General features: G+C 51.4%; 33 protein-coding genes and 1 other annotated feature. Of the genes, 3 read left to right on the forward strand and 30 right to left on the reverse strand.

Going from position 1 to position 26,943, the window contains the following annotated elements; all coding sequences use genetic code 11:
- Positions 1-21 precede the first annotated feature (21 nt).
- The gene (gene glmU, locus T458_RS51075) at positions 22-1,407 is read right to left on the reverse strand and encodes a bifunctional UDP-N-acetylglucosamine diphosphorylase/glucosamine-1-phosphate N-acetyltransferase GlmU (RefSeq protein ID WP_023558907.1); all 1,386 of its coding nucleotides are present in this window, start codon (positions 1,405-1,407) and stop codon (positions 22-24) included.
- 194 nt (positions 1,408-1,601) lie between these two features.
- Between glmU and T458_RS51080 the strand changes: the two genes are divergently transcribed.
- On the forward strand, positions 1,602-2,615 hold the full coding sequence (locus tag T458_RS51080) for a CobW family GTP-binding protein (protein ID WP_023558908.1): 1,014 nt from the start codon (positions 1,602-1,604) through the stop codon (positions 2,613-2,615).
- Between the two features lie 45 nt (positions 2,616-2,660).
- Here the strand turns inward: T458_RS51080 and spoVG are convergent, their stop codons facing one another.
- The 11 genes from spoVG to metG all read right to left on the reverse strand — a co-directional run bounded on the left by spoVG (position 2,661) and on the right by metG (position 12,243).
- Positions 2,661-2,948: a septation regulator SpoVG gene (gene spoVG / locus T458_RS51085; protein ID WP_023558909.1), complete on the reverse strand. Its 288-nt coding sequence runs from the start codon at positions 2,946-2,948 to the stop codon at positions 2,661-2,663.
- Positions 2,949-3,130: 182 nt separating this feature from the next.
- Positions 3,131-3,517 carry a RidA family protein gene (locus tag T458_RS51090; protein WP_023558910.1) on the reverse strand — a complete coding sequence of 129 codons (387 nt, stop codon included), beginning with the start codon at positions 3,515-3,517 and terminating at the stop codon, positions 3,131-3,133.
- A gap of 3 nt (positions 3,518-3,520) precedes the next feature.
- On the reverse strand, positions 3,521-4,369 hold the full coding sequence (gene purR, locus T458_RS51095) for a pur operon repressor (RefSeq protein WP_023558911.1): 849 nt from the start codon (positions 4,367-4,369) through the stop codon (positions 3,521-3,523).
- A gap of 55 nt (positions 4,370-4,424) precedes the next feature.
- Positions 4,425-5,303 carry a 4-(cytidine 5'-diphospho)-2-C-methyl-D-erythritol kinase gene (ispE, locus tag T458_RS51100; protein ID WP_023558912.1) on the reverse strand — a complete coding sequence of 293 codons (879 nt, stop codon included), beginning with the start codon at positions 5,301-5,303 and terminating at the stop codon, positions 4,425-4,427.
- A gap of 226 nt (positions 5,304-5,529) precedes the next feature.
- Positions 5,530-5,721 carry a small, acid-soluble spore protein, alpha/beta type gene (locus T458_RS51105; protein ID WP_023558913.1) on the reverse strand — a complete coding sequence of 64 codons (192 nt, stop codon included), beginning with the start codon at positions 5,719-5,721 and terminating at the stop codon, positions 5,530-5,532.
- Positions 5,722-5,795: 74 nt separating this feature from the next.
- On the reverse strand, positions 5,796-6,068 hold the full coding sequence (veg, locus tag T458_RS51110) for a biofilm formation stimulator Veg (RefSeq protein ID WP_023558914.1): 273 nt from the start codon (positions 6,066-6,068) through the stop codon (positions 5,796-5,798).
- A 212-nt stretch (positions 6,069-6,280) separates the two neighbouring features.
- Positions 6,281-7,177 carry a 16S rRNA (adenine(1518)-N(6)/adenine(1519)-N(6))-dimethyltransferase RsmA gene (gene rsmA, locus T458_RS51115; RefSeq protein ID WP_023558915.1) on the reverse strand — a complete coding sequence of 299 codons (897 nt, stop codon included), beginning with the start codon at positions 7,175-7,177 and terminating at the stop codon, positions 6,281-6,283.
- Positions 7,174-7,728, reverse strand: coding sequence for a ribonuclease M5 (gene rnmV, locus T458_RS51120; protein ID WP_023558916.1), 555 nt, complete (start codon positions 7,726-7,728; stop codon positions 7,174-7,176). The genes rsmA and rnmV overlap by 4 nt, the downstream gene beginning before the upstream one ends.
- Before the next feature lie 199 nt (positions 7,729-7,927).
- Positions 7,928-9,028, reverse strand: coding sequence for a 3D domain-containing protein (locus tag T458_RS51125; RefSeq protein WP_023558917.1), 1,101 nt, complete (start codon positions 9,026-9,028; stop codon positions 7,928-7,930).
- A gap of 387 nt (positions 9,029-9,415) precedes the next feature.
- The gene (locus T458_RS51130; RefSeq protein ID WP_023558918.1) at positions 9,416-10,186 is read right to left on the reverse strand and encodes a TatD family hydrolase; all 771 of its coding nucleotides are present in this window, start codon (positions 10,184-10,186) and stop codon (positions 9,416-9,418) included.
- 26 nt (positions 10,187-10,212) lie between these two features.
- Positions 10,213-12,243: a methionine--tRNA ligase gene (metG, locus tag T458_RS51135; RefSeq protein ID WP_023558919.1), complete on the reverse strand. Its 2,031-nt coding sequence runs from the start codon at positions 12,241-12,243 to the stop codon at positions 10,213-10,215.
- A 51-nt stretch (positions 12,244-12,294) separates the two neighbouring features.
- Positions 12,295-12,546, reverse strand: a binding site (T-box leader).
- Positions 12,547-12,957: 411 nt separating this feature from the next.
- On the opposite strand from metG, the gene T458_RS51140 reads away from it, so the two are divergent.
- Positions 12,958-13,209, forward strand: a complete 252-nt coding sequence (locus tag T458_RS51140) for an AbrB/MazE/SpoVT family DNA-binding domain-containing protein (RefSeq protein ID WP_023558920.1) — start codon at positions 12,958-12,960, stop codon at positions 13,207-13,209.
- A 166-nt stretch (positions 13,210-13,375) separates the two neighbouring features.
- Here T458_RS51140 and T458_RS51145 read toward each other — a convergent pair whose 3' ends face one another.
- From T458_RS51145 to T458_RS51215, 15 genes are all read right to left on the reverse strand, one after another.
- Positions 13,376-13,972, reverse strand: a complete 597-nt coding sequence (locus T458_RS51145) for a copper amine oxidase N-terminal domain-containing protein (RefSeq protein WP_023558921.1) — start codon at positions 13,970-13,972, stop codon at positions 13,376-13,378.
- Positions 13,969-15,435, reverse strand: coding sequence for a M56 family metallopeptidase (locus T458_RS51150; protein WP_023558922.1), 1,467 nt, complete (start codon positions 15,433-15,435; stop codon positions 13,969-13,971). The genes T458_RS51145 and T458_RS51150 overlap by 4 nt, the downstream gene beginning before the upstream one ends.
- Complete coding sequence (locus tag T458_RS51155; protein ID WP_023558923.1) at positions 15,432-15,812, reverse strand: BlaI/MecI/CopY family transcriptional regulator; 381 nt, start codon at positions 15,810-15,812, stop codon at positions 15,432-15,434. The genes T458_RS51150 and T458_RS51155 overlap by 4 nt, the downstream gene beginning before the upstream one ends.
- Before the next feature lie 170 nt (positions 15,813-15,982).
- Positions 15,983-16,855 (reverse strand): 16S rRNA (cytidine(1402)-2'-O)-methyltransferase, encoded by an 873-nt coding sequence (gene rsmI, locus T458_RS51160; RefSeq protein WP_023558924.1) that lies wholly within the window; start codon positions 16,853-16,855, stop codon positions 15,983-15,985.
- Positions 16,852-17,154 (reverse strand): GIY-YIG nuclease family protein, encoded by a 303-nt coding sequence (locus T458_RS51165; protein WP_023558925.1) that lies wholly within the window; start codon positions 17,152-17,154, stop codon positions 16,852-16,854. Before T458_RS51165 ends, rsmI begins: the two co-directional genes overlap by 4 nt.
- The gene (locus T458_RS51170) at positions 17,105-17,872 is read right to left on the reverse strand and encodes a tRNA1(Val) (adenine(37)-N6)-methyltransferase (RefSeq protein WP_023558926.1); all 768 of its coding nucleotides are present in this window, start codon (positions 17,870-17,872) and stop codon (positions 17,105-17,107) included. The genes T458_RS51165 and T458_RS51170 overlap by 50 nt, the downstream gene beginning before the upstream one ends.
- Before the next feature lie 103 nt (positions 17,873-17,975).
- On the reverse strand, positions 17,976-18,347 hold the full coding sequence (gene yabA, locus T458_RS51175) for a DNA replication initiation control protein YabA (protein WP_023558927.1): 372 nt from the start codon (positions 18,345-18,347) through the stop codon (positions 17,976-17,978).
- 25 nt (positions 18,348-18,372) lie between these two features.
- Positions 18,373-19,188 (reverse strand): PSP1 domain-containing protein, encoded by an 816-nt coding sequence (locus tag T458_RS51180; protein WP_023558928.1) that lies wholly within the window; start codon positions 19,186-19,188, stop codon positions 18,373-18,375.
- 3 nt (positions 19,189-19,191) lie between these two features.
- Positions 19,192-20,172 carry a DNA polymerase III subunit delta' gene (gene holB, locus T458_RS51185; RefSeq protein ID WP_023558929.1) on the reverse strand — a complete coding sequence of 327 codons (981 nt, stop codon included), beginning with the start codon at positions 20,170-20,172 and terminating at the stop codon, positions 19,192-19,194.
- Between the two features lie 17 nt (positions 20,173-20,189).
- Positions 20,190-20,636: a YaaR family protein gene (locus T458_RS51190; protein ID WP_023558930.1), complete on the reverse strand. Its 447-nt coding sequence runs from the start codon at positions 20,634-20,636 to the stop codon at positions 20,190-20,192.
- 21 nt (positions 20,637-20,657) lie between these two features.
- Positions 20,658-20,987 carry a cyclic-di-AMP receptor gene (locus tag T458_RS51195; RefSeq protein WP_023558931.1) on the reverse strand — a complete coding sequence of 110 codons (330 nt, stop codon included), beginning with the start codon at positions 20,985-20,987 and terminating at the stop codon, positions 20,658-20,660.
- Between the two features lie 131 nt (positions 20,988-21,118).
- Positions 21,119-21,760, reverse strand: a complete 642-nt coding sequence (gene tmk / locus T458_RS51200; protein WP_031306186.1) for a dTMP kinase — start codon at positions 21,758-21,760, stop codon at positions 21,119-21,121.
- 24 nt (positions 21,761-21,784) lie between these two features.
- On the reverse strand, positions 21,785-23,263 hold the full coding sequence (locus T458_RS51205) for an aminotransferase class I/II-fold pyridoxal phosphate-dependent enzyme (protein WP_023558933.1): 1,479 nt from the start codon (positions 23,261-23,263) through the stop codon (positions 21,785-21,787).
- 108 nt (positions 23,264-23,371) lie between these two features.
- Entirely contained in the window at positions 23,372-23,551 is a 180-nt protein-coding gene (locus tag T458_RS51210; protein ID WP_031306188.1) for a sigma factor G inhibitor Gin, read from the reverse strand.
- A 60-nt stretch (positions 23,552-23,611) separates the two neighbouring features.
- Positions 23,612-24,622 carry a Rossmann-fold NAD(P)-binding domain-containing protein gene (locus T458_RS51215; protein WP_023558935.1) on the reverse strand — a complete coding sequence of 337 codons (1,011 nt, stop codon included), beginning with the start codon at positions 24,620-24,622 and terminating at the stop codon, positions 23,612-23,614.
- A gap of 153 nt (positions 24,623-24,775) precedes the next feature.
- On the opposite strand from T458_RS51215, the gene T458_RS51220 reads away from it, so the two are divergent.
- Complete coding sequence (locus tag T458_RS51220) at positions 24,776-25,303, forward strand: hypothetical protein (protein ID WP_023558936.1); 528 nt, start codon at positions 24,776-24,778, stop codon at positions 25,301-25,303.
- Positions 25,304-25,318: 15 nt separating this feature from the next.
- On the opposite strand, the gene T458_RS51225 is transcribed toward T458_RS51220, so the two are convergent.
- Genes T458_RS51225 through T458_RS51235 form a run of 3 tightly spaced genes read right to left on the reverse strand, consistent with a single transcriptional unit; the run spans position 25,319 to position 26,807 of the window.
- The gene (locus T458_RS51225) at positions 25,319-25,585 is read right to left on the reverse strand and encodes a pro-sigmaK processing inhibitor BofA family protein (protein WP_023558937.1); all 267 of its coding nucleotides are present in this window, start codon (positions 25,583-25,585) and stop codon (positions 25,319-25,321) included.
- Between the two features lie 12 nt (positions 25,586-25,597).
- On the reverse strand, positions 25,598-25,828 hold the full coding sequence (locus T458_RS51230; RefSeq protein WP_023558938.1) for a DUF2508 family protein: 231 nt from the start codon (positions 25,826-25,828) through the stop codon (positions 25,598-25,600).
- A gap of 16 nt (positions 25,829-25,844) precedes the next feature.
- Positions 25,845-26,807 (reverse strand): CPBP family intramembrane glutamic endopeptidase, encoded by a 963-nt coding sequence (locus T458_RS51235; protein WP_023558939.1) that lies wholly within the window; start codon positions 26,805-26,807, stop codon positions 25,845-25,847.
- Positions 26,808-26,943: the final 136 nt, after the last annotated feature.

The raw sequence follows: 26,943 nt of genomic DNA on the forward strand, positions 1-26,943 counted from the left end.
GATCTTCTCAAGAACCTCCCGTTATGATTGCTTTTTGCCCTTGCGAGGCATTCTGTTGGCATAATCCAATTTATTGACTTGTCTTTCCCGGGCGATAGCCAAGGCATCGTCTGGTACATCTTTGTTGATGGTAGAACCTGCTGCCACATAGGCGTTTTTTCCCACGGTCACAGGTGCGACCAGATTGGAGTTGCACCCGACGAACGCGCCGTCCTGGACCACTGTCTTGTGTTTGACAGCTCCGTCATAATTGACCGTAATCGTGCCACAGCCGATGTTGACGCCTTTTCCGATCTCGGCATCTCCGACATAGCTGAGATGGGGAATTTTGCTGCCTTCCCCGATTTTCGCATTTTTCAGTTCCACGAAATCACCGATCTTCACGCCTGGACCAATCTCCGAGCCTGGACGCACATAGGCGAACGGCCCTACCGTGCTATTCGCTGCCACACTTGCCTCTGCCAGAACCGCATACGCAATGCTGACCTGGTCGGCTACCTGAACATCCGTCAAATCCGCTTGAGGTCCAATGACGCAATCCGATCCGATGGTTGTCCGTCCGCGTAAAAAGGAGCCCGGCTGGATGATGGTATCCGCACCGATTGTGACATCTGCCTCAATATAGGTAGAGGCTGGATCTATGATGGTTACGCCGTTGCGCATATGCCCCAACGCAATTCGGCGGCGAAGATAGGCTTCCGCATCCGCCAATTGTACGCGGTCATTGATCCCCATTGTTTCATCCGGATCAGCGGCCGCGAACCCAACCACTTTTTCATGCTGATTCCGCAAAATACTTACACAATCTGTTAGATAGTATTCACCTTGAGCGTTCTCGTTTTTCACTTCTTTCAAGGCGTTCCATAATTTGCGGTTGTCAAAACAGTATATGCCTGTATTAATCTCCTTGATCGCCCGTTCCTGCAGGCTCGCGTCCTTGTGTTCCACAATTCGCAATACTTCACCTGCCGAATCGCGCACAATACGTCCGTATCCCGTCGGATCATTCAGAACAGCTGTCAGCACAGTCGCTGCCGCTTGCTGTTCCTCATGATAGGCACGCAACGCCGTCAGCGTCTGTGCTGACAAGAGCGGAACGTCCCCGTATAAGAGAAAGGTGGTGCCTTCTTTATCTAGTAAAAATGGCTCTGCCTGTTGGACGGCATGTGCCGTTCCCAACTGCTTCTCCTGCAGTGCATACGTAATCCCGTCGCCCAGTTCGGCACGGACAGCATCAGCACCATGGCCTACGACGACTACGATATCCTCGACCTGCATGGCAACCAGCGTATCCACGACATGCTGAACCATCGGCTTGCCGCATACCGGATGCAATACCTTGTGCAGTTTCGATTTCATCCGCGTCCCCTGACCGGCAGCCAGGACCACGGCATGTATCTTAGACATGTCAACCCTCCATCGTAGAAGTTCCACAATGACTATATCTTAATCATATGTGGATTTCAAGACACTCGATGCAGGATATCCCCGATTGTCTGAATATACCTTTGGGATTGACATACAACCGACAAGATTTAATCTTCTGGAAAAACTGTGATATATTGAGAAGAGAATTTGTTTTCGCTAAAAGGAGGCAAGAAATGAGTACGCAGATTTACTTGCTGACTGGCTTTTTAGGCAGTGGAAAAACAACACTCCTGCAAAACATGCTGGGCTCTTTGCGCGAGAAGGATGGCGAGGTCGTCATTCTGATGAACGAAATGGGAGAGGAAGATATAGACGGAGAACAGCTCCAGGGCTTCGGCTTTCCCGTGAAAAAAATGCTCGATGGCTGCATCTGCTGCTCCATCCGCGGCGAACTCACAGAAGGCTTGAAGGAAATCCTCAGCTCCTTTCAACCAGATAAAATTCTCATAGAAACAACCGGTGTTGCCGACCCGATCGATGTCGTCGACGGTCTGACCCATCCGGAGCTGTACGACAAGATTCAATTAAAAGGGATCGTCAGTGTAGTGGATGCCTCCCGCTTTTTGGACCTGAACTCCCGCTTTCAATCGACCGCCTCTCTGGTCAAGACCATTCGCAATCAGGTTCGGTATGCCGACCTGTTGCTGGTGAACAAGACAGATTTGACTGCACCCAATATCCTCGCGAAGGTGAAGGACAAACTTCGGGAGCTGAATTCCCAGGCTCCGTTGCTGGAAACGATACGAAGCGAAGTCGATCTCGAAGTCATCTTTTCCGTCAAACGAATCTCTCCGCCAAGCCGGGAAGAGCAGACACCGACAGTTGCCGTCCAAAAAAGCATCGGGCGCCTCTCTCCGATGGACAAGATCAAGCAATCTCTCGGGTTGAAAACCAGCTCTCCCTCCCTATACAACAGTATTGAAACCTTCGCCTATCACTTCACAGGGAAAGTGGACGGCGAAAAATTCGAGGATTTTCTCTACGATCTTCCGAAAAACGTATATCGGGCAAAAGGCTATGTCCTTTTCCACGGCAAAGAGGAACTGATCTCGTTTCAGCATACGGACAACCAGGTGCTGATGTTCCCTTTTGAAAACTTCGGGCCCAAGATGGTAGCCGTCTTTATCGGAGAAGGCATGGATCAGGAAAAAATCATCCGCGATCTGGAGAAGTGTTATGCCGGATAAGACAGTGAAGCACCCTGCCTAGTGACAGGGTGCTTGTTTGTTCTCTTACGCACCAGCTTCGATTGTGCTCTCTTCTTCTTGTCCAACGCGATCGTATTCATTCAATACAGCAGCTTGAATCTTTTCGCGTGTGGTCGACGAAATGGGATGGGCAATATCGCGGAATTCACCATCAGGTGTACGCTTGCTTGGCATCGCCACGAACATGCCATTGTTACCATCGATGACACGGATATCATGAACCACAAATTCATGGTCAATTGTAATGGACGCAATCGCTTTCATCCTACCATCCGTATTCACGCGGCGAAGTCTAACGTCTGTAACTTCCATCGAGTTCACTCCCTTTATCTATAAAAAACGTTTAGGAGTATTTCCACCCTTTGGGTAAATATTCCTGCTAACTTTATTTAAATTTTTCAAAAAAATATATAATAATAGGCAGGTCTGCAAATCTTTGCAAAAAAACAGCCCTATGCACAGTGGCATCGGGCCTTTTCTATGATCTTTTCGACCTATTTCTCTGCCAGATAGGCGACAAACTCGATTTCTACCTTTACATCACGAGGCAGTCGAGCCACTTCTACGGTGGAACGCGCTGGCTTGTGGTCGCCAAAATGCTTGCCGTAGATTTCGTTCATTGGGGCAAAATCGTTCATGTCCTTGATGAACACCGTCGTCTTTACGATGTTGTTCAAGCTGCCGCCAGCCTCAGCCAGTACCGCCTTGATGTTGGCAAGAACCTGTTCCGTCTGGGCTACGATGTCTCCTTCTACCAGCGTTCCGTCTGCACGCAGAGGAATTTGTCCGGAAGCATACAGGAATGGACCTACCTGTGCAGCCTGGCTGTACGGGCCAATTGCTGAAGGCGCTTTATCCGTCGATAAAAAAGAGATTGCCATGAATCAAAAACTCCCTTCTGTAGTTGGTTCCCTATCAAAAAAACTGCCCAACTCGATCTCGATCTGTTTGCCCTTCACATCCACATCCTGCAGCTTGGCAAGCGAGACGTAGTCGTCCACCAGACGCTCCGAAACATCTGCGGTCGTCTCCACCAATACCCCGCAGCCAACTACGGTCGCCCGAAATTCCTGCAGCAAATCGATCATTCCGCGCAGCGTACCGCCGGCTTTCATGAAGTCGTCCACAATCAGGACACGCGACTGTTCAGCCAGTCCGCGCCGAGCCAGCGACATCGTCTGGATGCGTTTGCTCGAACCGGAAACGTAGTTGATGCTGACCACAGAGCCTTCTGTCACTTTGTTGTCTCGCCGTACGATGACGACTGGCACGTTGAGGTATGTCGCTGTCGCATAAGCGAGCGGGATGCCCTTGGTCTCGACGGTCATCACGACATCCACGTTTTTGTCTGCATACGCAGTCGCAAACAGCTTGCCGATCTGCGCCATCGTAGAAGGATTTCCGAGAATATCGGACATGTACAGATAGCCGCCCGGCAATAGACGCTCCGGATTGGCCAATTGATCGATCAATACGCGCATGAAGTGAAGCGCTTCCTCCGTCTTCATCTGAGGAATGTACTTCACTCCGCCAGCCGCTCCCGCCACCGTCTTCAACAAGCCAACACCCTGGACTTCAAACGCTTCCTTGATGATCGACAGGTCTTCGCTGATGGATGATTTCGCCGCACCGTACTGTTCGGCAAAAAGAGTGAGCGGAATCAGCGTATGAGGATGGGCAAGCAAGTGCTGCGTCATATCCACCAGACGTGCACTTCTACGCAACTTCTTCATGGCTCTTCCTCCAAAACCGAATATTATGGTGCTAATGTATCATTTATATACGTGTTCATGCAAGCATTTCCCCATCTTGTGTCCCTAACATTCGGACGACGAATACATCCTTCACAAATCCGCGAAGAGCATTGTAGATCCGATGCACCTTCGCCTCCTTTTGTACAAGCGCAAACACAGTAGGGCCGCTTCCCGACATCAGCACGCCATCAGCCCCGGAGGCAATCATCAAATCCTTGATCTGCCGTACCTGCGGCTGCATGTCCAGCGTTACCGTTTCGAGCACATTTCCAAGAGACTTGCACATCAGCGAAAAGTTCTGCTCTGAGATGGCTCGCAGCATCTGCCCAGTCGGAGGATGCGTTTCAATCTCAGCGGCTCGCAGCTGACCGTATACATCGGCTGTAGAGACTCCTACAGGCGGCTTTGCGAGAATCACCCAGCAGGCCGCTGGGGCCCCGAGATGCTCGATCTTTTCTCCCCGCCCTGTGGCCAGCGCTGTGCCGCCATAGATGCAAAAAGGGACATCAGAACCAATCTGCGCTCCCAGCTCAGCCAACTCGTCTTGTGTCAACTGCAAACCCCAGAGCTGATTCAGCCCGCGCAGTGTGGCGGCAGCGTCGCTGCTTCCGCCTGCCAGGCCGGCTGCTACAGGGATTTGTTTGTCGATATATACATGAACGCCTTGGCTCACCTGGTAACGCTCTTTCAACAGCGTTGCCGCCTTGTACGCGTGGTTGCGAATATCATCAGGTACGAAGCTGGCAGAGCAGTCCAGCGTAATCAGGCCATCCTCGCGCAGAGTCAAGTCTACACGATCTGCCAAGTCTACGGTGGTCATCACCATCTCCACTTCGTGATAACCATCCGGCCGCTTGGCGAGTACGTCGAGTGTTAAGTTGATTTTGGCCGGCGCTTTGACCGAGATACGCACGTTGTTCACCTCTGCCTACGTTCTATGATTCCTAGTTTTTGACCATATCGCAACGTATAAACCCCGTCTGTCATGCGTTACGATACAGCACGAATCAACTTTGCTAACCTCTGAACTAACCTCGAATTACAGGTTTTCTTATTGTAGCATAGGGATTCTCTTCCTTGCCACTTGCAGCCTCAAAAGAATGCTGCCATAAGAAAAAGCCGGGGAATCCCCGGCCCTGTCAACGAGCTGATGTGTTGTTTTTATTGGCCAGTGCTTCCTCGGCAATCTGAACCGCACGTTTCACCAGGTTACCTGCGTCGCGTGTCGTGATGGCGCCCCAGCCTTCTGCTTTTACCGTATCGTAAAATCCCAGCTCTTTGGCTAACTCCATCTTGAACTCTTCAGACATAATGCCTCGTCTGCGACCCATAACCAACCTCCCTTTCGTTGACACTGGTAGTATGTACGCTACGGGCAAAAATAAAACAGTAGAACCCGAGGGCTCTACTGTTGTACAAATGTGATGCGAATGTGCTCGTTATCCCGGCACACCGTCAACTCTACTGTTTCTGTCAAGATGTCGGCATAGCTGTAAGAAACCCGCTCGAAAAGCTGATCATCATCCAGCTTTACTACAAACACAGATGGGTACGTTTCTTCGAGGATGCCACTTCGTTCGACGGTTTTGCGGCGGCCGCCATTTGCCTTCAGCATGATGCGTTCACCGATGTGTCCGTCTAAACTACGCTTAATGTCAAGCAACGCATTTCTTGCCATTGTTCCATCCACCTCGCTTGGTTCCATTATAACAGCATACGCTTATTTTGTCAAAGAAATAAAAAATTATAGCAATCCAGCCGAGATTTTGTCAACGGCCTTTTTTTCACTATTTACGTAGATATTTGTCATTAGGGTATTCACAACTGCCAGAAGATACATAAAAGCCCCCATTTTGGCGTTTATGGTCCAAAACAGGGGCTTTTTCCAATTTATTTCGCAATCAAACCGCGGCGAATGCTTTCGTTCGCCAGACGGGCAAACTCCTCCATGCTGAGCGTCTCACCCCGACGCGTCGGCTCGATCCCAATATCTGTAAGCATCTGTACTACTTCTTCTTTTTGCGTTTTAGGAAACAGACCGTTCATGAGGTTGTTCAAAAGCGTCTTTCTGCGCAGGGCGAACGAGCCTTTGACCACCCGAAAAAACACGTCCACATCATCCACTTCGACAGGCGGTTTCTCACGCACCTGTAAGCAAATGACAGCAGAATCTACGTTTGGTCTCGGTATAAACACACTAGCAGGAACAATCATCGCCACTTGTGTCTGGGCATAGAATTGGGCCGCTACACTCAGCGAACCGTATTCCTTGGAGCCCGGTTTGGCTGCGATACGCTCTGCTACTTCCTTTTGAATCATGACGACGATATTTTCCAAGGGCAGGCGTTCTTCCAACAGCTTCATCAGGATGGGCGTCGTCACGTAATAAGGGAGATTTGCCACCACGCTAATCTTGTCGAAGCCTGATAGCTTTTCAGCGAGCAAAGCATGCAAGTCCAGATCAAGGACGTCTCCGTGAACCACTTCAATATTTTCATAGGGTGACAGCGTGTCGGACAAAATCGGCAGCAATCGCTGGTCGATCTCGATCGCCATTACTTTGCCGGCAGCTCGTCCCAATTGTTCCGTCAATGCGCCGATCCCCGGTCCAATCTCGATGGCTGCTTTCTCCTTGGTCAGATCCGCTGCTTCTATAATATTGTGCAGGATATTGGTGTCGATCAGGAAATTTTGGCCCAGGCTCTTTTTAAAGGAGAAACCGTACTTTTCCAGGACCTCCTTGGTGCGTGTAGGCGTCGCGATGTCCTTCCCGGTTGTCTGCGTCATCCCTGCTCCTCCTCTTTGTCGATGGCTTCGATGGCTGCCTCAAAATCTTCACGGCTGATCTGGAAGGCATTCAGCCGCTGCAGCATCTGCTTGGCATTGGCGTATCCAATCCCCAACCGCTCCCCCAGCTTGACCCGGCGCTCCTTGGAATCCGGCCCCGAAGTCAGTCCGCAGGCGAGCAAATCATCAGAGGTAAGCTCTCCTGCCGTTTCCGCCATCTCGGTGTGGACATCGGACAAGGCTTTGATGATCACCTCTGGTGAGGCATTCTCCACGCCGATATCCCCTTTTCTCGTACCGTCTTCTCGTGTGATGAAAGCATGCTTGCATCCCGGTACAGCCCGGCTGATAATCTTGCGTATGCGTTCACCCGGGTAGTCGGGATCTGTAAAAATAATGACGCCGCGCTTCTTTTGCGCCAGGCGGATTTTTTCAATGGTCCTGTCGTTTATGGCTGAGCCGCCCGTCTCAATCGTATCGGCGTTGACAGCCCGCTTGATGGCTGCCGTATCGTCTCTGCCCTCCACTACGATGAGTTCCTTGATTTTCATCGACTTACTCCTACTTTCCTGCAAAATCACCAGCATGACTTTTCGGTGAAAAATGGTCGACGCAAACCCCAAAAAGACTGAAACGTTTCTCCCTTGGCTGCGTCTTATTATCAAATAGCTTACCACGATTTTTGTTTCCTCACCAAACGATCGATCTCTTCCCTTACAAAAACAGAAGACAGGAGCTTATCGCTCCTGCCTACGGTTTATGCGGTCCAATGATATAGACCGTTCGGTTCCGCTTGCGCCCAAACTGGACTGCCTCTGAATTGGTGTTCACAAACACGTCAATTTTATTGCCGCGTACGGCTCCACCTACGTCTTCAGCTCGACGGTATCCAACCCCGTCGATATACACCCACCATCCCAAAGGAATCACCTTTGGATCGACCGCAATGGTGTGACCCGGTTTTGCCATTACACCCGTCGCCGTACGGCCATAGCCAGGCGAATTCACAGGCTTTCCACCCCCAGCGGGAGAATAGGCTGTCAGGGTAACTCCGTTCAGTACTTTCTTCGGCCGAAATACTTTTCCACCACGGGAGACCATTCCCGCTGATGCGACCAAGGCAGGCTGCGATTCATCATCCAGACGATTTGGAGCTTCTGGAACTGCTGTGCCGACCGCCACGACCTTGTCTTTTTTTACTGTAAGTACATCTCGTTTCACCAGTTCACGGGAGACTTCTTTGCCGTCTTCCATGACCAGCTTGTAGTGTGCAATTGCCTTACCTTCTTGACCATCCTGAATGACTTTCGTGTTCCCCTTTGTCAAGGAGGCGTCATTCTTGCGGATCTCTTGAAAGGTGACGCGTTCTTCCTCTTGTACCATCTCGATCGCAACACGCTTCACTTGAATCGCGGACCCTTTGCTAAGAGAGGTATTCAACGCCGGTTCTACCCGGTCCAACTCACCTAGAGCAATGTTGCCGTCCTTCAACACACCAGCAACAGAGCGACTACGTGACTGTATCATTTTTGTCTGCCCGTCTACCTGGACAGGAATCGTCCAGCTTGTATCTAAAGTAATATTCATTCCGCTCGTAAGTTTTGTCTTAGGTGTTGGTTGAAGGGAATCCCTTTCCGTTACCGTAATGTTTCGTTCGGCTAGAAATTGCTCGACGGTATCTGCTTTTGAACCTACCGTCTGACTCTCTCCGTCTAACGTAAAAGTGACCATTTTTGGCTGGGTAGCCTGGGCAGAGAAATAGCCAATCATGGGAACGAGTACAAGGGCAAGAATGCCGAAGAGGATGAGTCCCCTGTTCTTATACCTGTCCCACATCCTGCTTAATTCCATTTCCCACACTCCTTTTTTACTCGAAAAGCCCGAGGGCCTTTCTCCGTCTAGCCAGGTAAGGGTCGATGTAATTGCACTAATATTCTGGAAGTGGCCGATACTGAAGAAGGTCGGTTTTGATTGTATGTTACTTTTTCGGCTTTGTCAAATTTCACCTTCCTGGCTGCAGCGATGCTGGTAACAGACTAGCAAAAACAGTCTGGCGAATGGAAGCTGTTTTCTGTCGAGTCTCTATGTCGATGCAAGCTGAATCGTTCGACACATTGTACATGGTATGCCAAGCAAAAAAAGAGTAGAACGGCGAATTCTTGACGCTTTTGATAGAAAAAACCGGGAAAATCACGATTTGATGCGTGATTGCCCGGTTTTTTTGGCGCAAATCTTTTTTTAGGATTCGAGACGGAACAGCCTTCTGGCATTGTCAGAAGTAATCTTCGCCATCTCCTCATAGGAAAGCCCGTGCAGGTTGGCCATTTCCTCGCAAACATAGCGAACATAGCCGCTCTCATTTCGCTTTCCGCGGAACGGATGAGGGGTCAAATAGGGGCAGTCCGTCTCGATCAGCAGGCGATCGAGCGGTACTTTGGCTGCCACCTCTTTGGGCTGCTTGGCGTTTTTGAACGTCAACGGACCGCCAAACGAGATGTAAAAATTCATATTCAACGCGAGCTTCGCCGTCTCCCAGCTCCCGGAAAAGCAGTGCATGATGCCGCCTACCTCGCTTGCCTTCTCTTCTTTGAGAATGGAGATGACATCCTGATGGGCGTCGCGATTGTGAATGATAATCGGCTTATCCAGCTTGCGGGCGAGGCGGATTTGCTTGCGGAACACCTCTGCCTGGACATCGCGAGGGGACGTATCCCAGTGGTAATCCAGACCCATTTCTCCAAGCCCAACGACTTTGGGATGGCGGCTCAGCTCCTCAATCCACTCCAGATGTTCGTCCGTCATGTCCTTCGCGTCCTGGGGATGCCAGCCGATCACGGCATAAATAAAATCATAGTTGTCCGCAAGCTCGAGGCAGGTCGGGATCGTCTCGGCATTGAAGCCGATGTTGACGATGGTATCCACACCGTTCTCTTTGGCACGGGCAATCACTGCTTCCCGGTCTTCGTCAAACTCTTTCGCATTCAGATGCGCATGTGTTTCAAATAACAAAGCAAGATCCTTCCTTTCCAGACCGCTTACTTGACGATGGCACCATTCGGCATGCTTGGATCTACGGTTGCCAGCGTCAATTGGTCTCCCTCAGATGCTGCCAGAATCATTCCCTGCGACATTTCACCGCGCAGCTTCACTGGCTTCAGATTGGCTACCAGGATCACTTTTTTGCCCACCATCTCTTCCGGGCTGTAGTACTTGGCGATGCCAGAGACGACCTGACGTTTTTCATAGCCGAGATCAAGCTGGAGCACCAGCAATTTGTCAGCGTTCGGATGTTTAGCACATTCTACGACTTGCGCCACTCGCAATTCTACCTTGGCGAAGTCATCGATGCCGATTTCCTCTTTGGCATCTGCCGGTTTCTCTGCAGTTGCAGCCGCTTTCTCTGGATTGTTTGTTTCGCTCACGCTTTTCCCTCCTGCCAATGCTTCCTGCTTCTTCTTGTTTTCCTCTGCCTGACGGCGTGCTTCTGCCGTAGATTCATCGATAAAGGCCAGTTCAGCCGCTACATCCAGACGCGGGAAGAGCAGTTCTTTGCGGCTGACAGTGCTGCCCGCCGGCAAGCCGCCCCATACACCTGCGGACTCCCAGCTTGTCGCTTCCGCATTTCCCAAGATCCCGAGCTGATCCCAAATTTTTGCCGGGGCTTTCGTCATGAATGGCTGGATGAGAATGGAGCTGATCCGAATGCTCTCGGCTAGATTGTACATGACGGTAGCCAGACGGCCTTTGGTTTCTTCGGACTTCGCCAGGTTCCACGGCATCGTTTCATCAATGTACTTGTTGGTGCGTCCTACCAGCTCCCAGATGTGAGCGAGCGCATTGCTGAAGCGCATTTCCTCGACGTGGCCCTCCACCAGCGCTTTGGTTTTGACTGCCAGGCTGATCAGGTCGTCATCTGGTTCTCCCGCATCCTGCGGAGCCGGAACGATTCCGTCGTAGTATTTTTCGATCATCGTCGCCGTGCGGCTCAAGAGGTTGCCGATGTCGTTGGCGAGATCGTAATTCAGACGTTGTACAAAGGACTCCGGTGTAAAGACGCCGTCTTGTCCAAAATTGATTTCGCGCAGCAGGAAGTATCGCACGCTGTCGGAGCCATAACGCTCGATCAACAGCTTCGGATCAATCACATTCCCTTTGGACTTGGACATTTTGCCATCCGGCATCAAGAGCCAGCCGTGTCCAAACACTTGCTTCGGCAACGGAATATCCAGAGCCATCAGCAGGATTGGCCAGTAAATGGTGTGGAAACGCAGGATGTCCTTGCCGACCATGTGCACGTCCGCTGGCCAGTAGCGGCGATACTTGCTGTCATCGTCCGTCAGATAGCCCAGTGCGGAAATATAGTTGGTCAACGCGTCGATCCAGACGTAGATCACATGCTTCGGATCGCTCGGAACCTTGATGCCCCAGTCAAATGTGCTGCGGGAGACGGAGAGATCCTGCAGACCAGGCTTCAGGAAGTTGTTGATCATTTCATTGCGGCGGCTCTCCGGCTGAATGAACTCTGGATGCTCTTCGATGTATTGGAGCAGGCGATCCTGGTATTTCGACATGCGGAAGAAGTAGTTTTGTTCTTTTACTTTTTTCACTTCACGTCCGCAGTCCGGACAGATGTAGCCCTTGTCCGTCTTGCACTGGGTTTCGGTCCAGAACGCTTCATCCGGCACACAGTAATAGCCCTCGTACTCACCCAGGTAAATATCGCCTTGATCGAGCAGGCGCTGGAAGATCTTCTCCACCACTTCTTTGTGGCGCGGTTGGGTGGTGCGAATGAAGTCGTCGTAGGAAATGTCCAGTCTGTCCCACAGGTCGCGAATCCAGCCTACGATCGGATCGATGAATTCCAGCGGCTGTTTGCCGTCTTCAGCTGCACGCTCCTGCAGCTTTTGCCCGTGCTCATCTGTCCCTGTCAGATAGTAGACATCGTATCCGCGCAGTCGTTTGTAGCGGGCTAACGCATCACAGGCGATGGTAGTATACGCGTTCCCGATGTGCAGCTTGTTGCTCGGATAGTAGATCGGTGTCGTAATGTAATATGTTGGTTTCATAGCGACAAAACCCCTCCAAAAAGACATGTAAATATAGAAAAGCCCGCCCCAGATTGGGGCGAGCTTGATCTCGCGGTACCACCCAAATACTCCGTTCCCTCACGGCGAACGGACTTGAGGAGTCAATCGTTGACTCCACCCATAACGCGGGCATGCGTCGCAAACTACTGCAGCCAAAAAGCCTGCCTGTTCATCCGCGAAACTCAGGGGCCATCTTCAGCCTGCTCGCTTATGCCGGTTTGCAGCTACCCCGGCTCTCTGCAATAAGGAGTGTCGGCTTACTCTTCCCTTCATCGTCTGCTCTCGATATTATCATCTATTTTACACGAGCGGCCCGTTTTGTAAACATCTCCTCGCCTATCTTTTAAGCGATAGCGTGATTCGACAAAACCGGGGAACATGCCTAAAAAACAGAGGAAATGTCGAATGTATACATATTATTCGACAAAATACGACTTTCTCTACAATTTCTTTTCCCAGTAATTTTTATCCATAAAATTTTCCAGATAGCTTTTTATCCATCAATAAATGCTGATATATCAATATTTACATTTTCAAAAAACGCTTTTCTCTTCAAAAAAATTACAAAATGATGTTGACACGTTTGGGAATCGCTGGTATGATAAACGCAATTGAAAATGTCGAATATTGACGATTAATAGTGGTATTCACAAAATAGCAAAACATCGATCGCTTTTGGGAGGAGATCAACCGATGATGAAATCAACTGGTATTGTACGTAAAGTGGACGAGCTGGGCCGCGTGGTGATTCCAATCGAATTGCGCCGTACGCTGGGAATCGCGGAAAAAGACGCTTTGGAGATTTACGTAGATGGCGAGCGTATCATCTTGAAAAAATACGAGCCAGCATGTATTTTCTGTGGTAACGCAGATAAAGTATCTCATTTTAAAGGTAAAATTGTTTGCCAAGAATGCCTGACTGAATTGCCTGTAGCAAAACGCTAAAAAACCGGATACGTATGCCAATAAGCCTTTTACCAGCTATCGTTTGATCTGTACTGGTTTGAGGCTTTTTTCATGCAAAAAAAGGGTATATCTCTCTAAAAAGGCCTGTAGACCTCGCTCCTTTTCGGAACTTTGGCTACAGGCAAAACGTATGCCAATCAGGATTCTACGGACGGGTAAACGTCGCGGTTCTTGTGTTACCATCCCAGTCCACCTGAATCCCAAGTATTTCTGCCAGCTTGCTTGCGGGTAAAAATGTCCGGTTGTTTTTTACCATCGGAACTGCCCCCTCAAAATGCACGGTTTGGCCGTCTACCAGGATCTCCGACTTCCCGGTATGCATTGTGATATTCCGCCCGTCTTTTTGCAGCGTAATTTTACCTTCGCCTGCGTCCCAATCCGTTGCAAACCCGAATACATCCGCAAGCGCACGAAGCGGAATCATCGTCCTGCCATTCTCGATAAACGGCTCAGCGTATCCGTCTGCTGTTAATCGAGTATGCAGATACTTCCCATCAACCAGGACCAAGACGCGATTTTTCTTCGCTTCTTCACAAGAGGGATCCTCCAGCGTAACTTTCTTGCCGTCTACCACCACCCCTATTTCATTCGTTTTGCCGTCTCGGCTTGTGTAGCAAGACGGGATAGGTTCAACTTCCGACCAAAAGAAATCGTCAGCGGCATAAGCGATGTTACCGGCAAATAAGACAAGCAGCATACTGAGCGCAGTTGCCCATTTCCATTTAGTGTTTTCCAACATCATTTTTCTCTGATCCCTCCCATTTTTTCATTCGACTTTTGCAGTTCCCAGCCATAAGTCTTATTGATCTCGTCTACTTCTTCTTGCGGGAGTGGATCGACATAGGCTTGGGGTACGGCATTTTTCTCAATGCCTCTTTTCGTAAGCTCTACTAGCTCCTCGACGGTTAAACGATCTGTGCGTGTAAGCTGCAAGCCATAAGTCCTATTGATCTCATCCACATATTCTTGCGGGAGTCTATCGAGATAATCTTGGGGTACGGGAGATTGATCGTTTAGCCATTGTTTGATCTGATCTACAAGCTCCTCAGGGGTATATTCCGGCGGCCTTACACTTTTTCGCATTTCGGGCACCTCTGTTACATTCCCATCCTTATCGTAGTAGAAGACTGTTCCGTCCTCCAATTGAATGGCAACATTGCTGCCTTGGAGTTCCTTACCAGTCGGGATTTGCGGCGGCACTACCCTCTCCGGTATTGTCGATCCGGCAGCAGAAGCGACCAGTCCGCCCATCCCAGCCATTGCGATGGTTGCAACAAGAGACAGCATCATAATCGATTTATGTGTTCTCTTTGCATTCATGAGGTTTACAAGTCTCTTTTTCATCACTTTTTTAGAATCGCAAAAACTGGTGGTACAAATCACGTTTCTCTGCATTACGCCATATTCCAGTATTGCTAACAGCGTTTCGCCGTACATTCTGCGGCTTTTTGCATCCATGTCCCGAACGACTTTTTCGTCACAAGAGAGTTCGCAAAGCGTATTCAACTGTTTATTGAGCAAAAAGACCGCCGGATTAAACCAGTGAACCGCGTTTGCAATCAGTACGACCAGTTTGATCAGCAAGTCGCCGCGCTGTAAATGAACGAGCTCGTGGGAGAGGATCATGGCGAGCTCCTTTTCGCCCAATGGGGTATCCGGCAAAACAACGATGGGTTTCCACAGCCCCATGACCATGGGGGTTTTCGCATGGGCACTGATGATTACCCGGGCAGGGCAGTTCATCGTCTCACATACGCGGCTGTTTTGCATAATCGCGCGCTTAAACGTCCAGTAGTTTCTTACATTCACAGCAAGATAGACAATGGTTCCCACTGCCCAAATCAAGATGGCGGTTACTACGATTTCTGGAAGATTTTCCAGGCGCGTCAATTGAGCAAACACTTGATCGAGAAACGAGCGACTACTGGCCGTATGTTCAAGTGGCAGGACGTTTACAAATGGTTCCGTCATCTTTCCCGCCTGCGCTCTTGTTTCAGTATCGGGCAAAATGGAGCGGATAACCTGGACGAGCCCGTTGATGATCTCTGAACCTCCCAGCAGAAAACATACAGGGATCAAGCCGGTGTAATAGTGCCACGTCTGTGAAAACAGCTTTTTCGTGAGGGGGCGGATGCTATTTTGCAACAGCCACATGATCGTTCCGACGACGGACGCCAGGATCAGGGACACGAGGAACGCCATCATTTCTTCCCTTCCTTGCGGGCAAACCACTCTTTTAACTCCGCTATGTCTTCGCGGCTGAGCTCATCATCATCGACCAGGGAAGCGATAAAATTTTTCACTTTCCCGTTGTACAAACGACTTAAAAACGATTGTGTTTCATGCTTTTTGTACTCATCCAGGGTCAAAACAGGATCGTAGTAGTTCACCTTGCCGGTCATCGATTTGGTCAAGTATCCTTTTTCGATCAGCCGTTTTAGTATGGTCGACAAGGTAGACGTCTTCCAGCCTTTACTCTCGAAAATATCGAGAAGCTGTGCAACCGTTACCGGAGCAGCTCCCCCCCAGATCACCTCCATTACCTCCATCTCAGTTTCCGATAACCTTCCCAGCTTTTTCATCGCGAACACCTCTGCTTTCTTGTGCGACAACTTGTCGTATTACCAAATTACGACAAGTTGTCGCACATGTCAATACGGTTATGGATAAATTTTCTGCAAACAAAAAGACTGTAAACAAATTGGCTTTGTCTACAGTCTTGGAGCACCGCCACAGGTTCGTGACCCATCCGCTATTCCTGATGGTATTCGTTATAGACATCCCGCTTGGAGACGCCGCGATCTTGGGCAACCTGCTTGATTGCATCCTTTTTGCTGATGCCCTCTGCGATGTAGTGATCGACATGAGCCACTACCCCCAGCTCCTGCCACCACAAACCTTCTTCGGCGTCTTCCGCCACTCCTGTGTAGCCTTCGACGATCAGGCAGAATTCTCCCCGCGCTTCTCCGTTTGCCAGCCACTCGATCAACTCATCCAGGGTCCCCCGGACAAACTCCTCGTATCGTTTGGTCAGCTCCCGCGCCAGAACGGCACGGCGATTGCCCCACGACTCTCTTATTGCCGCCAGCGTTTTGCTGATGCGATGGGGCGCTTCGTAAAAAATCAGGGTCTCCGGATAACGCTTGAGACGCTCCAGCTCTTCCCTGCGCTCCTTGTTCTCCCGTCCGAGAAAACCGCAAAACACAAAGCGGTCCGTCGGCAAGCCAGAGGCGATCAGAGCGGTCAAGCCAGCATTCGCACCCGGGACTGGAATGACGGGATAACCGGCCGCAGCTGCGTCCCGTACCAAATCCGCTCCCGGATCAGAGATAGCGGGCAGCCCCGCATCGCTGACCAGGGCAATTCTCTTGCCCTCCGCCAACCATTGCAGCAAGCCATGCCCGCTTGCTTCCTTATTATGCTCATGATAACTGACTGTTCTTTTCTCAATCTGAAAATGGTTCAACAGCTTGCGGGTCTGTCGTGTATCCTCACAGGCAATCACATCGACCATTCGCAGCGTTTCCAGACAGCGTACCGTCATATCATCAAGATTGCCAATCGGTGTCGCCACCAGGTAGAGCGCCCCCGTCAATTCCTCTGTAAAGCTGCTTTGGACGTTCATTCGCAAGGCACGCCTCCTATCAACTCTTCTTTTTGTCTGCGCGTAAGCCGCTTGATTGCTTCCTCCCGCTTCAAGCCCCAGGAGCGATCCTCTCCTTCTTCCCAGTACAACAGCTCTACCGGACCTCTTCCTCTGGTATACTTCGCTCCCTTGCCCTCGTTGTGGGCGCGAAGGCGGCGTGCCAGCTCCGTGGTGTATCCCGTATAGAGGCTCTCATCCCGGCAGACGAGAATGTAGACAAAATGGCTTTTATGCGAGGGAATCGCGTCTTCCGAAATAGATCTCCTGCAGTTCTTCACAGTATTCCTCTCCCTTTTCATAGACAATCAGGGGAGGTTGAATCCGCAGCTCCGGTTTGCCGCCACGCATCCCCTCGATCAGCACCATATTGGGTTCGGCGTCCCTGCGCGGATAGACGAGCCGCATGCGCTTTGGTTCCATTCCATACTTCCGCATGTACGAGATGATGTCCACCAGCCTTGTCGAACGGTGCACCATCGCCAGCTTGCCGCCGTTTTTCAACAATTGGCTGCCGACACGTATGACATCCTCCAGATTGAGCAAAATCTCGTGGCGCGCAATGGCAAAATGCTCACGGATGTTTTGTTCTCCGCTCATCGCGGGCATGTACGGCGGATTGCAGGTGATCAGATCAAACTTGCCATGGCCGAACCGCTCTACGGCTTCCTTCACATCCCCATGGTGCATCGTAACGCGCCCATCCAGACCGTTGAGTGTGACATTGCGGGAAGCCATGCTAAACAATCTCTCTTGGATTTCAATACCGTCAAATGTGGCTTCTGGTGTCCGCGTGGTCATGATCAATGGGATCGCTCCATTGCCGGTGCACATGTCCAACACTCTCCCGCGTTTGGGAACAGAGGCGAAGCGCGCCAGCAGGACGGCATCCATGGAAAAACAAAATACCTCATGGCTTTGAATGATCTTCATTTCGTGTGTAAGCAAATCGTCAATACGCTCCGCCTCAAAAAGCGGCACATGAGAGACTGGTTCCATCAGCTACGCCAAACTCCTTTTTCTTGTCTTCATCTGTGAAGTGAAAAAAGCGACCTGATCGATGAGACAGGTCGCTTTTTTCATTCGGTGCCAAGGGACACCTTTATTTTTGCGGACCGCCGCTCAAAAAAGACAGACAGAACAGGCAATCGCCTTCTTTTCGCAAGCTGCCGAAGTGTACATTGCAAATATGAAACCCTTCTCCGTACAGACGAGCCAGGTTGTCATATCCTTCCCCGACTACTTTCTTCTTGGCTTTCTCCTGTGCAGCAGGGTTGGTTCCCTTCTGTTTTGGTGAGGAGCCGGTCTTCTTCTTGTCTAGCCGGTTACGAAGGTGCTGGTTTTCAACGAGTAATTGGGCATTTTCCTCCATCAAAACGACGATGACATCTTTCAGTTCGCCAATCTCTTGATACAGGTCGCCAATTCTTTCTTCAATGCTCGCCATTTTGACGAAAATTTCCCGTTTGTCCACTAGCTCACCTCTCCCCTACCCCACATTATTCAAAAGTGGGGAGCCCTATCGCAATCTCATCAAGTCCAAACTCGGTAATTCGTTTATCTACCGCCAGCTCCACCTGAACAGACTGATCCAGTACGTTCACAGAGACGACCCGTCCGTTCCCCATCGGGGTGGTTACAACTTTGCCAACATCGGGCATTTCATCGCGGGTGCTTTCATAGTTGTCATTTTCGTATTTTAAACAGCACATCAATCGTCCGCAAAGACCGGAGATTTTCGCTGGATTCAACGAAAGATTTTGATCCTTGGCCATCTTGATCGACACTGGCTCAAAGTCGCCCAAAAACGTCGAGCAGCAGAGCAAGCGTCCACAAGGGCCGATTCCGCCCAGCATCTTCGCTTCGTCCCGTACCCCGATCTGGCGAAGCTCAATGCGCGTGCGAAAGACGGAAGCAAGATCCTTTACCAGCTCACGAAAATCAACGCGTCCATCAGCAGTAAAATAGAAGATGATCTTGTTGCGGTCAAAGGTGTACTCCACATCGACCAGCTTCATATCCAGCTTGTGATCCTTGATTTTCGCCTGGCATACGGCAAAGGCGTTCATCGCCGCCTGTTTATTTTCATCCACCTGCTTGGCATCACGTTCGTCCGCCATCCTGATGACTTTTTTCAACGGCAACACGACGTCTTCATCGGCTACCTGCTTCTTGCCAATCACAACTTTCCCGTATTCGACCCCTCTCGCCGTCTCGACGATTACGGTGCAATCCTTCTCGATCGGCAGTCGGTCAGGGTCGAAGTAATATATCTTGCCCGCTTTTTTAAAGCGGACACCAACAACCTCATACAAGGATTATCCCTCCTGGAGTTGAAGAACCAACCGCTCAAGGGCCAACTGTGCGTTGGCGTTTCGCTCTATCCGATACTTCGTTTCCATGACCAAATCAATCCCACGCAAGAGCTCAGCTTTTGTCCATGCCAGTGCTTGTCCTTGCAGCACATCCTGTTGGTCGCTGTTAATGAGATGGGCATGCCTGCCTACTTGCACATACAGGATATCGCGCAGCCAAAGGATGAGCAAATCCAAAAAGAGGGGTAGTTCCTCCTTTATTTTGTCGCTCTTATGCAACATATCATGAATCGAAAAGAGCGGTGACGAGTTGCGTTGTCGGCACTCATGCACCAATTGTATCACTAGATTTCTCAGCTGTGCAAACGATTCTGATTGGCTAAGTATCAGGGCCTCTTCCACATTTGTCGTAATGTGGGAAGCGACCTTCGCGATGCCCGGCAAAACCCCGGCATCGCTTAGCTTTTGGGCGATTGCTTCTGCGGATAGAGGGGAAAAGGGAACAATTTGGCAACGGGATAAGATCGTGGGAAGAATCGCGTGGCTGTGCTCCGTCAAGAGCAGAGCCAATACGCCAACGGGCGGTTCCTCCAAGAATTTCAGCAGGCTGTTGGCAGCCTGCGCGGTCATTTTGTCGATATGTTCAATAATATATACCTTGTGCCGCGACTCCACGGCACGCATCGCCATTTCCTTTTGCAGGGCACGGATCTGGTCGATCTTGATCGACGCGCCATCCGGCGTCACATAGAGGACATCGGGATGGTTGCCAGATTCAATGCGTCTGCATGTAAGACAGGCCCCGCAGGCGTCCGCCTCTTTTTCTGGACAAAAAAGAGACTTCGCCAGATGCAGGGCCATCTGCTTCTTGCCTGCGCCTTTGGGTCCCGCGAACAGATAGGCGTGGGCCAGACGATGGTTGAGCAAGCTATGGTGCAGCAGCTCGGAGGCACGCGGTTGCTGGGAAAATTGTGTCCACGTCATGGTCGGTCTACCACCCGTCAAAAGTACAGATTGATCAGCATGCCGCGAATCTCGCCGATTCGCGCCAAAAGATCGATCATGGGAGCCTGGTCGCTGAGTAGCTCATCGGTCAGCCGCAACAGCTCGGCGTCCACTTCCTTGACGATTTTGTACAATCTGCTGCGTCCGCGTCGGTTCATGCCCCTTCTGTCGTCCAGTGCAATGCCGTATTGAACGGCTTCCTCCATAAACTGCTTGACGAGATTCTTGTAGGCGTAGAAATCACGAATCGAGCGGGAGCGCGCCAAAATCTGGCCTTGCTTATCAATCGTTGACAACAGTTGGGTCAGGCGTTCTTGCGACATGCGCTCATCCTCGCCTTGAACCAGCTTGCCAAAATTCAACTGTTCCGATTGGGGATTTCTGCGTGAGTCTGTAGCTCTTGGCATTTCCACCTTTGGCCGAAGACCATCGCTGATTTTCATCGTGCCACCTCCGTTACTCCTTTAAAACGAATGGAACTCCCCCACATCCAGTACAAAGACGGCTGCACCGCCGACTTGCACTTCCAATGGATAGGGCATAAAGGAGTCGACTGCATTGCTGAGGGGCGAAACCGGGGTTACCATTTGTTTGCGGGACTTGCAGTTATGTGAAATGATGTCGATTACTTCCGGCACACTTTCGTCAGACGTACCGATTAAAAAAGTCGTATTGCCTGCGCGCAAGAAACCCCCGGTACTGGCAAGCTTGGTCGCACGAAACCCTTTTTTGACCAGTTGTTGAGACAGACGACCGCTATCTTTGTCCTGTACGACCGCAATTACCATCTTCATCGGCCATCACCCTTTCTACCATCAAGATTATGGTTACTATCGTTGCTTCATTGTATGTCAAACCTCTAGGCTGGTTACGAACTCCTTCTATAAGTAGTATAGCATGTCTATAACAAAGCGGTACTGTCAGCTTACAATCTCGCAAGTAAAGCTTCCATCGCCGCTTGATACACCTGATCTGGATTTTGCTCGGCATCAATGATGATAAAGCGCTCGGGATCGCGAGCGATCGCCAATTGATAGCCTTCCTGGACCAGCTCGTGGAAGCGCAGCCCCTCCAAATCAAGGCGATTCACTTCCCTGCCACGTGTAGCATTGATCCGTTCCAGACCCACCTCGGGGGAGACATCGAAGTACAGTGTCAACTCCGGCATGCAACCCTCGACGGCAAACTGATTGATCACGAAGACTTCCTCAATGCCCAGCCCACGTGCATGCCCTTGATAAGCAAGGCTGCTGTCGATAAAACGGTCGCAAAGCACCAGCTTGCCTGCTTCCAAGGCCGGCAGTACCTTTTCTACCAAATGCTGACGTCTGGCAGCCGCGTACAACAGGGCTTCCGTCCGTTTGTCCATCTGGGTATGCGCGGGGTTCAAAATGATTTCCCGAATCTTTTCCGCGATGTCGATCCCGCCCGGCTCGCGGGTCAAAAGCACATCCATACCGCGTCTGCGCAGTTCTTCATACATGCGGGCGATGACAGTCGATTTCCCTGCCCCATCACCGCCCTCTACGGTAATGAATCTGCCTTTTCTTCCTGTTGTCACATTCATGCTCCTTCCGAACCTGTTGTCAGCCTACTTCTCATCCCGCAAGACCCGAATCATCTGCAGACTGTCGTCCTGCAACCCGTGAAAACGGGTTTGACCAGCCCGCAGCTCAACAAGCATCGCCATACTCTGTTCATCCATTCGCTCGCCTGGAACCAGTATAGGGATGCCAGGCGGGTAGGGAATCACCATCTCGGCAACGACGCGCCCCAGCGATTGGTCCAGCGGGATGGAGACTTGCGGCAAATCCACCGCTTCATGCATCGGGAGTGCCTGCTCCCTTATATAATGAGAAGATACGATTCCGGCCTGCACGACCCGCTCTGTATCCATCTCTTCCTGTACCTCCAGCGACTCCAGCAAACGCGCCAAGGCGTCAAGGTCTCTTCCTGTCGTACCCGAGGAAGCCGCCAACAGCACGTGGGCGTCATCCGCCAGCTCGGGAAAGATGCCGTGCTGCTCCATCAGCCGCTGCAGGGAAAAACCGTCGATCTGCTCCGTTCGCAGATGCAAAAAAAGCTTCAGCGGATCCAGAGTCGAATAGACGCTGTTGGCACTCAACTGGGGCCAGTGCAGCCATGATAAATGGCGGGTCCGCTCACGCAGCTTGTCCAGCAATGGGAAAAGCCGCTCCCACTCCCACGCCGCTTCCAGGGCAAGGTGTCGCCTCGCCAGATCCAGAGAAGCCATCAGCAGATAGGAAGGGCTGGATGACTGGATCATGCCCAAAATCCGGTATAAGCGTTCCCGGTCAATCCGCTCGCCTTGCAAGTGCAGCATCGACGACATGGTAAGCGCGGTCGCCATCTTATGGGTCGATTGTACAGCGGCATCTGCTCCTGCCTGCATGGCTGATTGCGGGAAGGCGGGGTGAAAACCGTAATGCGCCCCGTGCGCCTCATCCACAAACAGGGGAATGTTATGTCGATGTACGGTCGCAGCCATTTTTGCCAGATCGATCCCCATTCCGTAGTAAGTGGGGTTGGTGAGAAAAACAGCCTTGACGTCCGGATGTGCCTGCAGCGCCCGCTCCACATCCTCACGCCGTACTCCTGCGGCTACACCTGTCGCCAGATCGACAGCCGGAACCAAAAAGACCGGAATCGCCCGCGCCATGATGATGCCGTGAAATACGGATTTGTGGCAGTTGCGCTGAACGAGGATTTTCTCCCCTGGTCGGCATGCTGTCATGATCAGGGCCAGGTTTCCTACCGTGCTGCCCCCGACAAGGAAGCGGGTCTCCTGTGCGCCAAACGCTTCGGCAGCCAGTTCCTGCGCCTTGGCGATGACGCCTTGTGGCTGATGCAGGTCATCCATTCCAGAAATTTCCGTCAGATCCAGCTCCAATACGGACGCAAAGCGATCTCGTCCACCCTGATCGAAGCTGTGACCCATTTTATGCCCAGGCACATGAAACGAGTGCGGTCGATGTCTCGCATGCCGCTCTAGCTGCTCGTACAACGGAGCCTTGCTTTGCCGCTCCCGAAAATCAGCTTCTCTTGCCATCACGCACTCTTCACGCCCTTTACTTTTTCCATGGTTTCCCCATCATTTTAACATGAATTGCCGAAAACGGAAAAAGACATCGGAGGGAATCCGACGCCTTTTTTGCCTTCACGCATCTTTTAACCAGATTCTTCTCATCTGGTGAATGAAGAACGGATACTTTTCGTCCTGTACATCGGTGTTGACCATTTCTTGCTCGCATTGCTGGCAGATAAACTGTTCGCAAATGGCAATTCCGTCCTTTTGTTCCTCGTCACAGACGATACAGCGTTGAGCAACTTTTTCCATAGTGGTAACGCCTGCCCTTTTCCTCAATCTACCAAACATTATACCCCATTATAATCAGCATCATTCCCAAACGTTCGTCTTTTCGCCGATTGCTCGGTAGAGACTTAAATATGCTCGTGCTTCCTGCAGGGGAAAACAGCCCGCCGCATCTAGCACAATGGGCTGTCTCATGATGCGGGCGAGCGAAGGTAGAGGCAGCTCGCCAATCACGGGGTCATGCTGTGCAAGTAGCAGTAAATCCGCTTGTACCAATGCTTCTTCCCTATCGCGCTGAATCGACCAGGTCGGGGCAATGTCGTTCGGAAATGGCTCGTCCTGCTTTATGTACAAGATTACCTCATAATCCTTCAGCCAGCCTACAGGCATCTGTTTCCAAAGAGACCAGGGACCCCAGAGCACGATCCGCCGGATATTCGCTTTTTCCAGGATAGCGGACGTCTCACGCATCAACCAGGCGCAAAGCTGCGCATGATCCTCCCGTGCCGGAAACCACCATTCCTGACCGACTCGCCTGTCTAATCCTAATGCACGGGACACGGAACGCAGGGAAATCCCTTCCGCGTCACAGGTATCGCCCAATTCGAGAAAAAAGCGTTCTTTCCATGCCAGGTAGCGCGGCAACTGGCGAATGACTTCATCTACTTCCCGCCTGGCGCAAACATACGACATCCGTCCATGCGCTGCCAGATGGCGGCTCAATCGGCGCAGCCACTTCCCGTCGGGCTCTCCACCGAGCAGCACGCGTTCCTGATCCGCTACCAAGGCCATGCGCACCACTTCCCAGCGCTTGTTTTCCTGTACCTCGTCTGCCAGTTGATCCGCCCAGCCATACGGGTTGCCCGCCCCGTATACCAGAAGCAGACCAGAAGTCTCACTCAGACGAGCTATGCCATTTACACCATGCAGCTCTGCAGGTGTGGTCACCAGCAAGCCGTCCACTTCGCGTCGAGGAAGAGAGGAGACACCCTCCCTGGGCACCTGAAGATCAATGCCGCACATCGCCAGTTCCGGCCCCACCAAAGGCGAAAGCTCCGCCGATGCGGACAGCAGGAGTCGTTGAGGATGGGACACGACGCTTCACTCCTTTTTCCATCTATCTTGATAGTCTGCCCTCAAAGTGTAAAAACCGCTGGCCGGGACCAACGGTTTCCTCCTGCATGAAGTCTGTGCGATAATACGATGGAATAGCTAAGAATTGCATCGCTCTGGGGGAAGTGAACGGTTGTGAAAGAATCCATGCATCAAACCATCTATAGCTATAAGCTGCTCTACCGCTTCCGCTGGCGGGGTGTCGGCTATCTGACGCAGCTTTTGCTGATCGGCTTGTCTCTCATCGGCAGCTCGCTTCTGCTGGATACTCCCGTGGTCCACCTGATCGTAAGCTTGGCCATCTTGCCAGTAATCCCCGTCTGTCATCTTCTCATCTTCCGGCTCTATGCCAAACTGCGGCTGCAAAAGCCTCATACGACTGCGGACATGCTGGTCTCTCCCTGGTGGGGAACCGGCTATCGGCTGCCTGTCCCAATCCGTCTCTACCGTACCACCGAAGGAACCGTCTTGGCCGGCAGTCTTCTTTTCTCCGGTGCTGCTTATGTCTGGCTGCCTATGGAATACGGCCTTGCCCTGCTTGCCGGCACGTTCATCCTCGCGCTGCCCCGCGTGCTTGCATTGTTGGCTTCCCTTCGTCAGCCAAAGTCGTGCAGCGTCAAGTACGAGGAGCGAGGAGTTGCCTTTCTATTGACCGACGGGTAACGGCTCCCATCCGAATCACATAATCCAGAGCTTGATCACGATCAACGCCGCCAGTCCGGGCAAACGCAGGAATCCCACGAGCATCGCGGTAATCGGATTGATGGGAATATGAAAGTTCGCCATCTCCCCGATCAGATTGGCGAAGAACAACAGGATCGCGCCGATGACCACCTGCATGGCTGCAAATCCAATCCACCGTACGGGACGCGCCACCGATTTGCTTGCGGCAATCAGCAGCATAATGCCGACGATGACCAGTCCTATAATCCATTCCACCGACATGACCAACCCCTCCTACGCTTGTTGACGGTCCCGCTCCCGTTTGGCTTGTGACAAAAGGTACATATAGCGTTTTTCCGTCAATTGCAGATAGTAGATCGCTTCGTCCACCCTGCCGTCCGGTTCGCAGATTTCCATCAGATAGCGGGCGTGCTGCCAATCCTGGCGCGCGTGATGGACAGAAGCGTCCAGCCCCTCCCGCCCCCATTCGACGACTACCCTCGATTTTTTTCCCCAACGACTCACTTGTTTTACGCCTCCCTTACTGAAAGTAGTACAACACGCCCGTCATGTTGTTGATCGCGTGCAGAATGACTGCGCCCCAGATGGATTGATAGCGGTGCCGGACAAAGCCCAGGCCGATCCCAATGACAAATAACGGGGCCAATAACGCCACGTCCATGTGCAAAAGGGCAAACCACAGACTGCTCAGAAGAATCCCGGCGAACGCTCCAATCCGCTTGACCAAATATGTTTGGACGACTCCGCGAAACAGCAGTTCCTCCGCAATCGGCACCAGAATGCCAATCACCAGCACAGACGCCCATGCTGCCAGGATGTTGGTTTCTTTCGCCTGTGCGATCTCCTGGGCGATCTGCTGCTCCCGCTCGGAGGATAAAGAAAGCCCAAACCAATCTGCTACGGGTTCCGTCACCAGAACATCCATCGCTTGCGAAATCAAGAGAAGCAACACCAGCAAGGTGAGGATCATTCGCCACAGCTTGACCGGCTTTTTGATGCCGATTTCCCCCCAGCGGCCACGAAACCAGAGCGGAATCAAAAACAGAAGGAAAAGTTGATACAGCGCGGATTCAAATACCCCACCGACTGTTCCCCTTGCAAAATACGTCCCCTCCATAAAGATTCCATACAGAATCAGTGTTGCTGCTTGATACACATGCATCCAAGCGACGATGTGGAGAACATCGCGACCGTCCAGTTCGTGATCCCCCCATAGCCAGCGCCTGACTTTTCGTTCTCTCCACCAACTGATGACATATCGCACGGAAATCACGATAGTCAGTACGGTTACAGCCAGGATCACGAGTGACAACCAGAGCGCAGGCTGCTCCTCCGTAGTCGCCACCCACCGTCCGTCCTCCCCTTTGATGAATCGGATCAAAGAAAGCTCGGCGGCAAACATGATCCAGTACCCTGCAAACAGCAGGATCGCCCACCACTCGGATTTGTGTCGGTACTGGGACAGCCCCGTTCCTGTCAGCATTTTCTCACGCTCCTATCTCATCTCTATGTCTCGTCCCACCAAAAAAGTCCCCCTTGTTTGCAGGTGCAGATCGTAAGGATTTCTTAAGAAATACGTAAGTCCAGCTTAAGAACGTGTTGATACAATCATGGGCAGT

This window comes from Brevibacillus panacihumi W25 (genome assembly GCF_000503775.1).
GTDB lineage: Bacteria > Bacillota > Bacilli > Brevibacillales > Brevibacillaceae > Brevibacillus > Brevibacillus panacihumi_A.

What these genes read in the sequence shown, in the direction of transcription:
- glmU (WP_023558907.1), bottom strand. Translation starts at nt 1,407, where the DNA reads ATGTCTAAGATACATGCCGTGGTCCTGGCTGCCGGTCAGGGGACGCGG.
- T458_RS51080 (WP_023558908.1), top strand. Translation starts at nt 1,602, where the DNA reads ATGAGTACGCAGATTTACTTGCTGACTGGCTTTTTAGGCAGTGGAAAA.
- spoVG (WP_023558909.1), bottom strand. Translation starts at nt 2,948, where the DNA reads ATGGAAGTTACAGACGTTAGACTTCGCCGCGTGAATACGGATGGTAGG.
- T458_RS51090 (WP_023558910.1), bottom strand. Translation starts at nt 3,517, where the DNA reads ATGGCAATCTCTTTTTTATCGACGGATAAAGCGCCTTCAGCAATTGGC.
- purR (WP_023558911.1), bottom strand. Translation starts at nt 4,369, where the DNA reads ATGAAGAAGTTGCGTAGAAGTGCACGTCTGGTGGATATGACGCAGCAC.
- T458_RS51105 (WP_023558913.1), bottom strand. Translation starts at nt 5,721, where the DNA reads ATGGGTCGCAGACGAGGCATTATGTCTGAAGAGTTCAAGATGGAGTTA.
- veg (WP_023558914.1), bottom strand. Translation starts at nt 6,068, where the DNA reads ATGGCAAGAAATGCGTTGCTTGACATTAAGCGTAGTTTAGACGGACAC.
- rsmA (WP_023558915.1), bottom strand. Translation starts at nt 7,177, where the DNA reads ATGACGCAGACAACCGGGAAGGACATCGCGACGCCTACACGCACCAAG.
- rnmV (WP_023558916.1), bottom strand. Translation starts at nt 7,728, where the DNA reads ATGAAAATCAAGGAACTCATCGTAGTGGAGGGCAGAGACGATACGGCA.
- T458_RS51125 (WP_023558917.1), bottom strand. Translation starts at nt 9,028, where the DNA reads ATGGAATTAAGCAGGATGTGGGACAGGTATAAGAACAGGGGACTCATC.
- metG (WP_023558919.1), bottom strand. Translation starts at nt 12,243, where the DNA reads ATGAAACCAACATATTACATTACGACACCGATCTACTATCCGAGCAAC.
- T458_RS51140 (WP_023558920.1), top strand. Translation starts at nt 12,958, where the DNA reads ATGATGAAATCAACTGGTATTGTACGTAAAGTGGACGAGCTGGGCCGC.
- T458_RS51145 (WP_023558921.1), bottom strand. Translation starts at nt 13,972, where the DNA reads ATGATGTTGGAAAACACTAAATGGAAATGGGCAACTGCGCTCAGTATG.
- T458_RS51150 (WP_023558922.1), bottom strand. Translation starts at nt 15,435, where the DNA reads ATGATGGCGTTCCTCGTGTCCCTGATCCTGGCGTCCGTCGTCGGAACG.
- T458_RS51155 (WP_023558923.1), bottom strand. Translation starts at nt 15,812, where the DNA reads ATGAAAAAGCTGGGAAGGTTATCGGAAACTGAGATGGAGGTAATGGAG.
- rsmI (WP_023558924.1), bottom strand. Translation starts at nt 16,855, where the DNA reads ATGAACGTCCAAAGCAGCTTTACAGAGGAATTGACGGGGGCGCTCTAC.
- T458_RS51170 (WP_023558926.1), bottom strand. Translation starts at nt 17,872, where the DNA reads ATGGAACCAGTCTCTCATGTGCCGCTTTTTGAGGCGGAGCGTATTGAC.
- holB (WP_023558929.1), bottom strand. Translation starts at nt 20,172, where the DNA reads ATGACGTGGACACAATTTTCCCAGCAACCGCGTGCCTCCGAGCTGCTG.
- T458_RS51190 (WP_023558930.1), bottom strand. Translation starts at nt 20,636, where the DNA reads ATGAAAATCAGCGATGGTCTTCGGCCAAAGGTGGAAATGCCAAGAGCT.
- T458_RS51195 (WP_023558931.1), bottom strand. Translation starts at nt 20,987, where the DNA reads ATGAAGATGGTAATTGCGGTCGTACAGGACAAAGATAGCGGTCGTCTG.
- tmk (WP_031306186.1), bottom strand. Translation starts at nt 21,760, where the DNA reads ATGAATGTGACAACAGGAAGAAAAGGCAGATTCATTACCGTAGAGGGC.
- T458_RS51205 (WP_023558933.1), bottom strand. Translation starts at nt 23,263, where the DNA reads ATGGCAAGAGAAGCTGATTTTCGGGAGCGGCAAAGCAAGGCTCCGTTG.
- T458_RS51210 (WP_031306188.1), bottom strand. Translation starts at nt 23,551, where the DNA reads ATGGAAAAAGTTGCTCAACGCTGTATCGTCTGTGACGAGGAACAAAAG.
- T458_RS51225 (WP_023558937.1), bottom strand. Translation starts at nt 25,585, where the DNA reads ATGTCGGTGGAATGGATTATAGGACTGGTCATCGTCGGCATTATGCTG.
- T458_RS51235 (WP_023558939.1), bottom strand. Translation starts at nt 26,807, where the DNA reads ATGCTGACAGGAACGGGGCTGTCCCAGTACCGACACAAATCCGAGTGG.